General features: G+C 59.0%; 12 protein-coding genes. 3 read left to right on the forward strand and 9 right to left on the reverse strand.

All coding sequences use genetic code 11. From position 1 onward, the window contains the following. Positions 1 to 104 precede the first annotated feature (104 nt). From VEG30_10820 to VEG30_10830, 3 genes are all read right to left on the reverse strand, one after another. Positions 105 to 1,004 carry a hypothetical protein gene (locus VEG30_10820; protein HXZ80413.1) on the reverse strand — a complete coding sequence of 300 codons (900 nt, stop codon included), beginning with the start codon at positions 1,002 to 1,004 and terminating at the stop codon, positions 105 to 107. A gap of 331 nt (positions 1,005 to 1,335) precedes the next feature. Further along, entirely contained in the window at positions 1,336 to 3,165 is a 1,830-nt protein-coding gene (locus VEG30_10825) for a chloride channel protein (protein ID HXZ80414.1), read from the reverse strand. A gap of 85 nt (positions 3,166 to 3,250) precedes the next feature. Then, the gene (locus VEG30_10830) at positions 3,251 to 3,706 is read right to left on the reverse strand and encodes a MarR family winged helix-turn-helix transcriptional regulator (GenBank protein HXZ80415.1); all 456 of its coding nucleotides are present in this window, start codon (positions 3,704 to 3,706) and stop codon (positions 3,251 to 3,253) included. 582 nt (positions 3,707 to 4,288) lie between these two features. Here VEG30_10830 and purB point away from each other — a divergent pair. Both purB and VEG30_10840 read left to right on the forward strand, forming a co-directional pair. Further along, entirely contained in the window at positions 4,289 to 5,641 is a 1,353-nt protein-coding gene (gene purB / locus VEG30_10835; protein ID HXZ80416.1) for an adenylosuccinate lyase, read from the forward strand. 330 nt (positions 5,642 to 5,971) lie between these two features. Beyond that, positions 5,972 to 6,643 (forward strand): hypothetical protein, encoded by a 672-nt coding sequence (locus tag VEG30_10840; protein ID HXZ80417.1) that lies wholly within the window; start codon positions 5,972 to 5,974, stop codon positions 6,641 to 6,643. An 85-nt stretch (positions 6,644 to 6,728) separates the two neighbouring features. Here VEG30_10840 and VEG30_10845 read toward each other — a convergent pair whose 3' ends face one another. From VEG30_10845 to larB, 3 genes are all read right to left on the reverse strand, one after another. After that, positions 6,729 to 7,136, reverse strand: coding sequence for a DoxX family protein (locus VEG30_10845; protein ID HXZ80418.1), 408 nt, complete (start codon positions 7,134 to 7,136; stop codon positions 6,729 to 6,731). A 209-nt stretch (positions 7,137 to 7,345) separates the two neighbouring features. Then, the gene (locus VEG30_10850) at positions 7,346 to 7,810 is read right to left on the reverse strand and encodes a MarR family transcriptional regulator (GenBank protein HXZ80419.1); all 465 of its coding nucleotides are present in this window, start codon (positions 7,808 to 7,810) and stop codon (positions 7,346 to 7,348) included. A gap of 233 nt (positions 7,811 to 8,043) precedes the next feature. Then, complete coding sequence (gene larB / locus VEG30_10855; GenBank protein ID HXZ80420.1) at positions 8,044 to 8,790, reverse strand: nickel pincer cofactor biosynthesis protein LarB; 747 nt, start codon at positions 8,788 to 8,790, stop codon at positions 8,044 to 8,046. Between the two features lie 270 nt (positions 8,791 to 9,060). Between larB and VEG30_10860 the strand changes: the two genes are divergently transcribed. Next, complete coding sequence (locus VEG30_10860) at positions 9,061 to 9,672, forward strand: UbiX family flavin prenyltransferase (GenBank protein ID HXZ80421.1); 612 nt, start codon at positions 9,061 to 9,063, stop codon at positions 9,670 to 9,672. Positions 9,673 to 11,087: 1,415 nt separating this feature from the next. Here VEG30_10860 and VEG30_10865 read toward each other — a convergent pair. Genes VEG30_10865 through VEG30_10875 form a run of 3 tightly spaced genes read right to left on the reverse strand, consistent with a single transcriptional unit; the run spans position 11,088 to position 13,190 of the window. Then, the gene (locus VEG30_10865; protein HXZ80422.1) at positions 11,088 to 12,002 is read right to left on the reverse strand and encodes a GNAT family N-acetyltransferase; all 915 of its coding nucleotides are present in this window, start codon (positions 12,000 to 12,002) and stop codon (positions 11,088 to 11,090) included. Positions 12,003 to 12,005: 3 nt separating this feature from the next. Beyond that, a complete protein-coding gene (locus VEG30_10870) occupies positions 12,006 to 12,521 on the reverse strand; it encodes a hypothetical protein (GenBank protein ID HXZ80423.1) in 516 nt (171 codons plus the stop codon). A gap of 54 nt (positions 12,522 to 12,575) precedes the next feature. Beyond that, the gene (locus VEG30_10875) at positions 12,576 to 13,190 is read right to left on the reverse strand and encodes a cation transporter (protein ID HXZ80424.1); all 615 of its coding nucleotides are present in this window, start codon (positions 13,188 to 13,190) and stop codon (positions 12,576 to 12,578) included. Between the last annotated feature and the right edge of the window lie 27 nt (positions 13,191 to 13,217).

Raw genomic sequence — 13,217 nt, forward strand, 5'->3', positions numbered from 1 at the left:
TTCACTGATCTTAAAAAAGGCCGCCAATTCTGGCGGCCTTTCTTACACCCGATTGTGCGCACAAATTGCGAGTACCGAAAGGGGCCTCTTGACCCAGCAGGCTGCTACTGCTTTTTCTCTTCCTTTACGGTTGCTTCCTTGAACTTCGACTTTGTCTTGCCAGTGGTCTTGGCGGATGCTGCCTGCATGTCATCTGCCTTCACCGTCCAGAAATCCGGATTGGCTGCCAGGTAAGTTTTCGGCGGCCGGCTCATGTTCGGGTTAACGGAAATGATGTTGCTTTCCGAGGACTCCAGGCATTCGGCCACCATCGCCCCTAGGTTGTGCCTGACTGCCGGCGTGTACACCGCATCGATGGCTGCTTTGCGGTCTACATCCATATCCGCCAGCGACTTCATCGGCACCACTGATACGAATGTATTGTTGGGCGCGCCCGCAACTGCCTGGTACTCAATCCAGTTGTCATCGATGTTCCCGCTCTTACGCAGTGACAAGACCTCCTTCACCAGGTCCTCATATTTCATGGTCATTCCCGGTTTGACGTGATAAACCGTTACTCGCCAATACGTGGTCTGCGGGCCGTTAACCTTCGTCGGATTCCAGGAGAGGTCGTCGCGGTACTTGTACATCTCGGCATGCGCCATCCGCTCCGACTCGGCCGCCTGGCTCAGCATTGACACATTCTTGACCATGGCCGCCTTCATCACCTTGCCGAATGCCTGGTCGAAGTTGCTAATGTCCTGAAACGAATTGTGGAAACTGACAAACGTGTAGTCCGACATGTTGCCGGTCATCGCAGTTCCGGCAATCCAATTCAGCTCCGCATTGTTCGAGTCAACCGCTTCCTTGATTTGGCTGACATACTTCGTAAAAGTAGGCCCTTTGCCCGAGTTGACTTGTATGTGTTCCACCCAGACGTATTTTGAGATGCTTGCGTTGTCTTGCGCCCACCCTGCAAGGACCCAAAGTCCCAGCAGCAGTAAGAGGAACATCAGCTTTTTCATCGCTGACTCCTTTCTGAATTTAGATTTCTTCCGAGGGAATAAAACTAGGCCGCAACAGGACGAACTTGTAACGCGTGGCACTCTGCGATGCCGGACTCTATACCCCGCTCGCGCCCCCGTCAATTGCCCAAAAATGCAGCAGAAGCGCTGGACACGGATTGCCACGGATTCTCTTTTGACTTTTGTTTGGACAATCAGCAATCAGCTAAACGGGAGGCTAGTCGAACTGCAGATGGGGAGTGCTAATGCTCAGGTAAGACCCAGACTTTTTGGGCTTTGGGGTTTAAATTTAATTCCGATCCGTGTTAATCCTTGTGATCCGTGGCTGAGCTCACGCTCGCCGCACAAACCTCGCGATCCAGCCTTCCTCGCGCACGCCCTCTTCCTGGATACGCCGCAGGCGCGCCGCCATGATCCCTTGCCGCCCCAGGTATCCCACCAGCTTCTTGGGATTTTCCCGGCTCACCACCGGCAACCGGCCTATGTTGTGCCGCAGCATTTTTTCCGCGGCTTCCGCTAGCACCTCATCGGGAAAGGTAATCACCGGCTCGCGATTCCCTGCTTCCAGGACCGTCATGCGTCCACCAGGATCCTGCTCCAAGGCCCGCAAAATGTCTCCCCGCGTCAGCATTCCCACCAGTTCGTCCTGACCGTTCACGATAGCCAGCCCCTGATGCTGAATCACCGTGGTATCACGCGCCGCAATCCGCGCCGCCAATTCCCCGACCGAAACCTGATCCGAAATTTTTGGCACATTCGTGTCCATGGTCTCCGCCACCGGCACGATCTGCAGATCATCCGGCTCGTACTCCGCATGGATACGGAGTCCCCGCCGCACCAGCTTCTCGGTCATGATTGATGTCGGCAGGAAGAACATAGTGATACCGTCGGCAATCACGCTCACCAGCATCAGCGGAAGCACCGAGTTGTAATCGCGCGTCAGTTCGAAAGCGAAGATGATGAAGGCAAACGTCGCCCGCGAGGCCGCTCCAAACACCGCTCCCATGGCAACCAGGGCGAATGCTCCCGGAGCGATATGCGCACCTGGACTGATGCGGTTGATCATCATGCCTGTCGCCGAGCCCATGGCGGCGCTGGCCATGAACATGGGCGCGAGCAACCCTCCCGATGTCCCCGATCCCAGCGAGACCACCAGCGCCAGCGACTTGAAAATCATGACCACCAGCAACAGCTCCAGCGTCAATTTGCTCGTCAGGATGTCCGAGATCGTGTCGTATCCCACGCCCAGCACCCGCGGCACGAAGTAGCCGATCACTCCAAGCCCGACCGCTCCGATCGCCAGCCACCACATCGGATCGAGTGGTAGCCGCTCGAATCCGTCTTCCACCGCGTACAGCGCCTTGGTAAATCCCACTGCCGCCAATCCGCACAGCACTCCGAGAAGCAGATACCAGGGAAGCGCGTTGGGAACGCCGAAGTCCACCGCTCCCACCACGAACATCGGCCCCCGGCCCATGAGCACCAGGTGCATGCTGGTGGCGATGGTGCTTGCAATCACCAGTGGAATAAACGATCGCGCCTTGAATTCGAACAGCAGAAGCTCGATGGCCAGAATGACCGCCGCAATCGGAGTGCTGAACGTCGCTGCCATGCCCGCTGCCGCTCCGCATGCCAGCAGCACCTTGCGCTCGGACGCAGTCGTGTGAAACAACTGGCCGAGCAGCGAGCCCACTGCGCCGCCGGTCTGAATGATCGGGCCCTCCGCGCCAAACGGTCCGCCGGTGCCGATCGCGATCGCCGCCGACAGCGGTTTCAGCAGCGCAACCTTTGGCTCAATGCGGCTGCGGCTGACCAGCACCGCCTCCATGGCCTCGGGAATTCCATGTCCGCGAATTTTCGACGTGCCATACTTCGCCATCACGCCAACGATCAGACCGCCTATCACCGGGACCACGATGACCCACGGCCCCAGCGTGTTCAGCCGTGCGCTGGTGAATTGAAAGGAAACGCGATGAAAGAAGGCGAGGTTGGTGAAGAAGCCAATCAGGTTGTAGAGCAGGTAAGCAATTATTCCTGCGCCTGCGCCAATTACCGCCGCCAAAAGCGAAACCCAAACCATCCGGAACTTGGCTTGCGGCGAAACGCTTTCGATGGCCACGCCGGAGATAGACAGCCGCTGTTCGCGTTCATTCCCGCCCACGTGCATCTCCTCCAGTTGACCGCGGCTTCCCCGGAATGGAAACGCCTGCTGTGACCTCGAGCAGGCGTAAGGGAGTTGTCGCAGGTCAGGACTTGGATCGGTGGCGGCCTTCGGCGCGCGAACTGGTTGACAGCACCTGGCGCAGCGAACTGACCAGGGTTGGCCCCAGCGTCCGCAATTCGTCCCGATGATGGATCGCAAGGTCGCGCAGCACCTTCTCTCCCTTGGGAGTCAGGTCCAGCAGCACCTGCCGCCGGTCAGCCCCCGCGCGGCGGCGTCGGATCAGCCCCTGCGCCGCCAGGCGGTCGACTAACTCGACCGTGCTGTGATGCTGGATCTGCAGCCGTTCGGCCAACTCCCCAATGCTGCCTTGCGTTCCCTGCGGCAGGCCCTTCAGCGCCAGCATCAGTTGGTACTGCTGCGGCTTCAACCCGGCCGAGCGCGCTACCTGTTCGCTGAAGCGAAGAAAGCGGCGAATCTGGTAACGGAACTGCGCCATGGCCTGGTAATCGGGCTGGGAGACGTCGCGTCTGGATGCCATCGATCCACTCTCATTGTATCGTCTGGCGATACAAAACTGAAATTGGCTTACTTGGCGCGGGAAATCGCGGAAGACCCTGGGTGCTGGTCGTGAAAAACTCCGGGGCTGCCCCTCCTCCCGCCCGGCATTTCCCGTCCAGCCTGCTAGGCAGCGTACCTGCGCGGCCCCCTGAAGTCAATGCAATCAGTCGTATTGCGACACAGAGCGTATCTGTTTCGCGAGCAGTCCCCTCGGTGGCCCACTCTTCCGCGCTCTTTTGGCGGAGGGTGGGAATCACAAGCTCGACCCTCCCCTCGAACGTCATCCGAGCGACGCGCCCGGCTTGCTTTTTCGACCCGCGCTTTCTGCGGGTCGCGAGCGCAAAGTCGAAGGATCTTGCGCTTTTCATCCAGCGAACCTCGCCCCTTCAACTTCGAACTTCGCCCGATTTCAGATCACACGATTACCCTTTACCCGATGCCCCGATCCTCCTGAGGGTGCCCCGTTCAAGCCCAGCTTGGGCGGGGTTTTTCCATGCATTTACAATACCTTGTTGCGCACTGGGCGGCTGCTCCGGCTCCGCATTCCCTGGAGGAATACTACTTGATCCCTCGCTATACCCGTCCCGAGATGGGGCGCATCTGGAGCGACAAACACAAATTCCGCAAGTGGCTGGAAGTCGAGCTCGCCGCCACGGAAACCTTGGCCGAGGCTGGTCTGGTTCCCAACGCTGCCGCCAAAGCAATCCGCCAGCACGCCGGCTTCGACCTGGAGCGCATCGACGCCCTCGAAGCAGAGGTGAAGCACGACGTCATCGCCTTCACCACAGCTGTCGCTGAGAAGATCGGTCCCGAAGCCCGCTGGCTGCACTTCGGCCTGACGTCGAATGATGTCGTCGACACCGCCCAGGCTCTCCAGATCCGCGAAGCTTCGGCCATCCTCAGCCGCGACCTCGTGCGCTTGCACGAGGTCCTCCGCCAGCGCGCGCTGGAATTTCGCCACACACCAATGATCGGACGCACCCACGGGGTGCACGCCGAGCCCATCACTTTCGGCCTCAAACTGGCAAATTTCTATGACGAAGTCTCGCGCGACATCGAGCGTTTCGATCGTGCCGCTGAAGAAATGCGTGTTGGTAAGTTTTCTGGAGCAGTTGGCAACGGCGCTCATCTCGATCCCGAACTCGAGGAGAAGATCTGCCACCGGCTTGGCTTAAAGCCGGCTCCGATAACCTCCCAGGTGATCGCCCGCGATCGGCACGCCAACTATCTGGCGACCCTCGCGGTAATCGCCTGCACCCTGGATCGCATGGCCACGGAAATCCGCCACCTGCAGCGAACGGAAGTGCGCGAAGCCGAAGAATATTTCAGCGAAAAACAAAAAGGCTCGTCGGCGATGCCGCACAAGCGCAATCCTGTCACCGCCGAGCAGATCAGCGGCCTGTCGCGGGTGGTGCGCGGCAACGCCCAGGCGGCTTTCGAAAATGTCGCCTTGTGGCACGAGCGCGACATTTCGCACTCTTCAGTGGAACGCATCATTCTTCCCGATTCCACCATCCTGCTGGACTACCTGCTCGCAAAAAGCAGCAACCTGATCGAGACGCTGATCGTCTATCCCGAGCGCATGCTGGCCAACCTGAACAGCACCGGCGGTCTGGTCTTCAGCGGACAATTGCTGCTCGATCTGGTGGAGCAGGGAGTAAGCCGGGAAGATGCCTATCGCATCGTGCAAGGCCACGCCATGCGAGCCTGGAATGACGGCGGCAATTTTCGCGAGATGATCCTGGCTGACCCGGAAATCACTTCTCGCATTCCCCGCCGGGAACTCGAGCGCGCCTTCGACCTCGACCGCCAGTTGCGCAACGTGGACAAGATTTTCGATCGCGTATTGGGCGCCAGCTCTGCAGCAAGGAGCGTCAGCCTCAAAGCCGGAAAGACCGAAAAGGTCGGCCGCTGATTCCTCCCTATAATCCTGAGGGTGCCCCGTTCAAGCGCAGCTTGGGCGGGGTGGTTTGCTCACAGAGAGTCGGCTTCCCCAATCAAAGTTCTCCGTTGTCACGACGCTCCTGAGGTTTTTCATTCGGGTGGGCCCACCCCTCCACACTCCTTTGCGGAGGGTGGGATCTTGCGTTTCCAGCCACTTGCGTACTCAGGCCCTATTGCCAGCTGCCAACCGCTGACGGCTGATTCCTGATCACATCCCTCTGTGACAGCCGACCGCGACGAGCGTTTTTTTCCGCCCTATGATTTTCCTAGAGATCGAGGCTTACTCTCAGAGGAGGGTGCCGTGTTTGAAGCAGAAGTCGAACTTGAAAAAAAGTCTTCCTCCATTGGACCGCTGCTCCTGGTTCTCGCGCTGCTGTTCGTGATCGTCGGTAGCATCGGCTACTTCTTCTATCAGAGCCGGATCGGCTTGTCTTCCCAGGAAGCCACCGCTGTGGTCAACGAATACCTGGACTCCAAGGGTCCGGCCATCGTGCATTTTCATGCCGGCAACGTCATGCCCAGCGTGGACGAGAAGCCGCGTGATCCGCATTACAAGCTGCTGGAAAAAGCCGGCATCGTCACGCTGAAACCGACTGTCGGCGGCGGCACCTATGTGGTGGTCACCCCGGCTGGCCAGAGGGAGTTCTCGGAGCTACCCGGCTTCAAAAAGTTCAAGAACACCGATGGCACCGAGACGTATGTGGCCCCGCTGGCTCAGCGCAAGCTGGTCTCGCTGTCCAAGGTAACTATGGTCAGCCCCAGCATCGCCAAGGTGGAATTTTCCTGGAAGTGGGAGCCCACGCGTCTGGGTGAGGTCTTCGATCTCAATAGCACGGCCATCAAGACCTTCAACACCTGGGACCGCGGCACTCTTATTCAAAAATATGGCGCCGACTACTACCACGCCACACCTACCCAGGAAGCCCTGAACCTGGTGAAGACCGACAAGGGTTGGAAGATCTCGACTGAGTAATTGGTTGAAATCCTATCCCTCGGAACCCGTTCAGCTCAGGCTGGGCGGGTTTCTTCACTTAGTTTTCCGTTTACAATTTTCCTGACTACAGTTTCTTCAGCTTCCAGATCGCTGCATCCACCGAGAGCGCTCCCGCGCCTGCAATCAACAAGCAAAGATTCGCCGCCAGCAAGGTCAACGGGTATTCGAACCCGAGCGGATTGAAAAAGCCATTCTTCAGGTGCACGGTGAATATCGCGCCCAGCATATCGATCACCAGCAACGCCGCTCCCACGCGCGTCAGCACTCCCAGCAACAGCGAGGCTCCGCCCAGGAACTCCGCGAAAGCCGCAAAATACGCCGCAAAGGCCGGCAAACCCAGCTTGCCGAAGAACGCCACCGTCCCACCCAGCCCGAACACGAACAGCTTCTGCCCCCCATGGATCAGAGCCACAATTCCCACCACCACCCGCAGCACCAGTAGCCCCCAATCCTGCGCCCGCCAGTTCGTCATAAGCTGCCTCCTGTCGCTAATAAATGTCGTGACAACAACTATCGTCGCAAAAAATTATGACCGGGGCCCGCCCCACCCCGCTCCAACTGTGGCCCACCTGATTCGCAATTTCCCCGATCACACCAGGCCCTTGAGGGTGCCCCCCCTTCAAGCGCGGCATAGGCGGGGTTTTCCGCAGATCGAGTTGCTCTTGGCCGACGTTTCCATCTTCACGCTCCTCGCGCCCGCTCCAGCAGCTCCGACAATGTCCGCAGCTCCTCCGCCTTGAGTCCCTTTAGCAATGTCTTCTGCAGACCCACCAGGGGAGCGTCCAATTCGTCCAGCAAGTCCAGTCCCCGGCGCAGGATGCGGGCTATCACCACGCGCCGGTCTTTGCTGTCACGCGCCCGCTGCAGCAGGCCACGCTTCTCCATTCGGTCGAGCAAGCGCGTGATATCAGGATCGCGCGTTATCATGCGCTCGCCAATCTCCCCGCAAGGAAGCCCCGCCTTGCCCGCGCCCCGCAAGATGCGCAGCACGTTGTACTGCGTCGCCGACAAGCCGAAGGGTTTCAGTACGGCTGCCTCCTTGCGCGCCAGTGCGTCGGCCGTGCGCTGCAGGTTCAGATAGACCTCCGCTTCCAGGCTGACGAACGGTTTGCGCTGCTTGATCTCGCCCTGTAAGTGGGGAGTCACAGGAATAACGATAGTCGTTATAACAGCGATATGTCAAACTGGAATAGCCCACGGATTACGCGGATTCACATAGACACAGAAGACAAAAATCGAAGGATCTCATTTTTGGTTGCAGGGCTGCACCTTGGGGCGGCCTGAGAGCCTGACAAAGCGGCTAATTCGCGTACAGATCCTGAATTTGACAAAACTGATCCGTGCAAATCCCTGCAATCCGTGGCTGCAGTTTCCTGCCTTCACCCGCGGTTGATCACCGAGGCCACGTAGCCCGCCCCAAAGCCGTTGTCGATATTCACCACGCTCACGTTCGAAGCGCACGAGTTCAGCATTCCCAGCAGCGCTGCCAGACCCTGGAACGATGCTCCGTAACCCACGCTGGTCGGCACGGCGATTACCGGCACGCCCACCAGGCCTCCGACCACGCTGGGCAACGCGCCCTCCATCCCCGCGACTACGATCACCACGCGCGAGGCTGCCAGCACCTTGCGGCTCGCGAGCAACCGGTGGATGCCCGCCACGCCCACGTCATAGACGTGTTCCACGTCGTTGCCCATCACGTCAGCCGTCAGCACCGCTTCTTCCGCCACCGGAATGTCACTGGTCCCTGCGGAGATCACCGCGATTTTGCCCTTGCCGTATTTTTTCCGGTCCTGGCGCAGCACAATTCCCCGCGCCAGCGGGTGATATTCCGCCTTGGCCGACACCGCTTTTACGGCTTCGTATTGCTGTTCTGTCGCCCGCGTGGCCAGCACATTGGTGCGGCGCTCGGCCAGGCGATGGAAAATCCCGGCAACCTGCTGCGGCGTTTTGCCCTGCCCGAACACCACCTCCGGCATGCCGGCCCGCAGCACGCGGTGGTGGTCCACCTTGGCGAAACCCAGGTCCTCGAAAGGCATGTGCCGCATTCTCTGCACAGCTTCATCCGGCGACACCGCTCCCCGTCGAACCTGTTGCAGCAATCGCTTGAGCTCTTCTGGCTTCATGATGCTTAGGTATGTTTCTGAATGTCATCCGAGCAAGGGCCGAGTATACCGACGAGGCCCGAGTCGAAAGACCTTGCGGTTCCTGCCCGCTCATGTCTCACACCACGAGAACGAACACCACCCGCCTTGCACTCAGATCGTCGATCTTACACCGCAGATCGCAATTCACACTTCACCCGATCACTCTTCACCCGATCGCAGATCGCACTTCTCACACGCGCTGCTTGACTCCTCCCCTACTCCTCCCTATTCTCGACCCGCTTAATTCTCATGACCTCCGACGCCCGCAATCTTACCGTGGCCACCACCGGCGCCAGTGGCGCCATTTTCCTGAAGCAGCTGTTGATCGCACTCGAGCAGGACGCCCGCATTGGCCACGTCAACTTTGTCGCCTCTGACAGCGCCCTGCGCGTTATGGCCGAAGAGCTCCGGATCAGCGGCCGCAGCAATCTGATCAAGCAGTTACTCGGCAAAGCCAGCTCCAAAATTGAACTGCAAAATAACGACGACATCGGCGCCAACGTTGCCAGCGGCTCCTACCCCACGGATGCGATGATCATACTTCCCTGCTCCGTGGGCACGCTGGCGCGAATCGCCAACGGTATCGCCGCGCATCTCATCGAGCGCGCCGCCGACGTCTGCCTGAAGGAAGCACGGCCGGTGCTCCTCTGTGTTCGCGAGACGCCGCTCAACAAGATTCACATCCGCAACATGTATCGCGCTGCCGACGCAGGCGCGACCATCTTTCCCCTGATCCCCGCCCTTTACAATCGCCCCGATTCAGTCGAGGAAATCGCGCGCCAGTTCGCCTTCCGTGTTCTGCAGCACATCGGGCTCCCTCAGCGGGGGGCATTCCAGTGGAAAGGTCCCGACGAAGTGTGAAGTGCGATCGGGTAAAGGCAGAAGTAGGAAGTCAGAAGTAAGAAGTAAGATCGGATGATCTGCAAAGTTTGAAGTATAGGCAAGGCTCTTGACTGGGGTTTTACTTCAGACTTCACCCGATCTTCTTGCTTCTGCCTTCGCCCGATCCGGTCCTCGCCTGCATCTCTACGGTAACTTCTCTAAGGTGAAAATCCCATTGACAGCCGCCAGTGATGCGGTAAATTGTGCCTACACTGAGAAAGGAGGTGATCCAGAATCCAATGAGTTCTGATTGTCATAGATATAGCCACAGTGAGGTGCTTGAGGCTTAGAGCCGGTCGCTCTAACCCTTTTGCCACACCTTCGGATCAGTCAGTGGTTGCGGCTGGACAGGCGCCGCTAACCGAAGGCCGTGGGACTGGTCACAGCCAGAGTGACCGCCTCAGGCCAATTTCCACAAGCTACCGGCGACCCGCAGTTCCTGCTCCGAGCTGCGGGTCGTGCCCTTTTTGGCCTATTTGCGGGTCCCCGAACTGAGATCGTTAGAATCGTAACCAGAGACGCTTGAAGATTGATACGTCCTCTCCAATTTGCCCTTGTACTTTTCCTGGTTCTTCCTCGTTGTGCTACAGGCCAGACACACTAACGCTGAAGTTAACTAGAGAAGACTTGACCGTTTTGGGTGTAACGATTGGCTTAACCTCTAAGGCTGAAGTGGAAGCAAGACTTGGTAAGGCATCAATTTCTGAAGTCGGCCACGGCGACGAGGCGGAGGACGTGGCCTGCTATCGCTCCCAATCCAAACATGACGATACCATCATTGCTTTCTATTTTGGCGCTTTAGGTGGCTGGGTTGATGTGACCCGAATTTCAGTCTCCAACGCGCGAGCCTATCCTTTAGATGTCGAGAACTGTGAATCGAATAGGCAGGTTTCACGGAATGTAGAATTCCTGAGGAAGCTCAGACTCGGGTCGACCGTCGCAGAAGTAATTCGCGCTCTGGGCGCCCCATCCCACTCGAGCGCGAAGAGACTGTCTTACTACACCTCTCACAAATGCGGATCCAGGTTGCCAGAATCAAGAAAGTCAGAGGCGAAATCCACCGCCAATTCCCCATGTGAGCTGGTGGATTCGGTTGATGCCAGGTTTACTTCGGATGGCAAACTTGAGTACGTGAGTTTCTATCATTTTGTTGAGAAATAAATGCCCACCGGACAAAACAGGGCCGAGCGCTCCGAGCGGCGGGTCGTGCCCTTTTTGACCCGCGAAGACCTTTGTCATTTGAGTGCAGGCCGGGCAGAAGGAAGAAGGCGGGAGTCGAAGGGATCTCAACTTCGAGAGAAACGCGAGGTCCTTCGATTCGGACGCGGGTCGCTGTACCGCGTCCTCGCTCAGGATGACAAGACGAACTTTGCCGGGGGAAAGGAGCGGAGCGCTCAGTCGCTTCTGCCACGCAGCGCCTTCACATATTCAAACAGCGGCATGCCGTGGTAATCGCCGACCTTCCCCGAAGGACGGTAGCCATTTCTCTCGTAGAAGCGCATCGCTCGCTTGAGCGGCGCGGTCGTGTCCAGGGTCAGGCGCTGGCAGCCGCGAGCCCGCAACTCCGACTCTGCCACGCGCAACAGCTGCTCTGCCACACCTCGCCCTTGCCAGCCAGAGCGCACCGCCATCCCGCGCAAATGGCCTTCTTCGCAATCGACCATTTTGCACCCGATGGTGCCGATCACTTCGCCGCTTGCATCCTGCGCCACGAAGACCGACATATCGGAAAGCCGCGAATAAACCGTCTCGCGCGTGAGCGTCGTGTCCTCGAACGCCTCGCGGCTGTAGAACTCGCGATAGGGCTCGAACGCCGCTCCCAGACACGCCAGAATTTCATCGGCATCGCGCTCTCTGGCTCTGCGGACCACGAATCCCGACGGGCTGCTGCGCGCGAATCCCTTCGCGATCACCTGCTCGGTCTTGCCGATCAGCGGCATGGTTCCCAGTTCCTCCGGCCGGATCCAGCGCACCCGGCTCACGTCGCTTCGCGCTTCGGCCTCCCCGGAAATCACCCGGCAGAGAAAATCAATCAGCACGTAGTGATACTCGGTGCCGCCCCGGGAGTCGGGATAGATACTGTCCACCACTTCCAGCACCTCTCCCGCCTCGACCACCAGCCCGGTTTCTTCCAGCACTTCGCGTTCGGCGCCCTGGCGCAGCGTCTCACCCAATTCCAGCACTCCGCCCGGAACTGTCCATTCGCCTTTGCGAGGTGGGGCTGCGCGCTCCACGATCAGCGCCCGGCCATCGTGAATCATCACCGCCCCCACTGCCACTACGGGCCTGTCGGGATACTCACGTTTCATCGCTTATGAAAGAAATTCTCTGGGCTGGAAGCGGACGATGCGCCACCCCTGTCGGCCATATTCCAACTCGAAGCGTACCTGCGCGCTCTTGCGCACTACCGGGCCGCCGCCCACCGGCGTTTTTTCCAGGTCAAAATTCAGCAAGACCGCGCCGCGCGGTCCCTGTCCTGAACTCTGCAGGACCTTGAAATGCACGCGGAATGCTTCGTAAGTATCGAAAAAGGCCTGCATGTCGCGGGTGAACTTAGGATAGTTGTCCATCTTGTCGCCGTCGAAGGCCTGGAGAGTTATTTTCAGACTGTGACCCTCAAGTCCGTTGCGCAGATCGTCCAGCGGCACGCGGACAACCTGTTCCGAAAACTCCTGCGCCTGCTGGTCTTGCGCTCGGTTTTGATTTGTATCGTTTTGATTTGTATCGTGATCCGATCCAGAAACGTTTCCGGAGCCCGGCTGGGCAGAGGCCAGCGCAGTCAACAGCAGGAAACTCAACGCGAGAACGCGGCAGCAGTCTGATTGCATCACTAACCTGCTAATAGAAGTCGTAGCGGCACTTTCGTGAAGGCCAATCCGTTCTCAGCAGCTGCATGGTTGGCCTCGCAGCGCCTGACGCGCTTCCCACACGATGAGCGGAACGATCGCCAACGCAGCCACCGGATCCGCCCAGCGCACCTGCCAGATGGCATTGACCGTCAATCCGATCAGGGCAATCACGGCAAGATAGGCGCACACGCCTGACTGCGCCGCATCCGCCCTCAGCGCCGCGCTTCCCGTGGCCGCGGACAGGCGGCGCTTCTCGCGCGCGAGCCACGGCATCATCATCGCCGCCACCGTCACAATTGCGATCCCCAGCAGGCTCGGCTTAGGTTCACCGTACCCCAGCAGTGTCGCGAGCGCCGCCGCGACGACATAGACCGCAAGCGCCAATAACAAGCCTCCGGCAATCCGCGCTGCACGCCTTTCCGCGTGCTCATGTATGGTTCCGGCGCGAAATCTCCACAGCACAACCATCGCGGAGAGCAATTCGATAGCGCTGTCTCCCCCGAAGGCCAGCAGTGCCGGGCTGTGCGCCCGCCAGGAGGCAAACAGCGACACCGCAGCCTCAACCAGCATCCACGCGATGGTGATGGTCTGAATTTTCCGGATGCGGCGCAGGTGCTCTTGCGCGGTTATCTGCGCAATCGATGTCACCAGAACATTATGCCATCGTGGACGGTG

It is taken from the genome of Terriglobales bacterium, assembly GCA_035624455.1.
Lineage (GTDB): Bacteria > Acidobacteriota > Terriglobia > Terriglobales > Acidobacteriaceae > DASPRM01.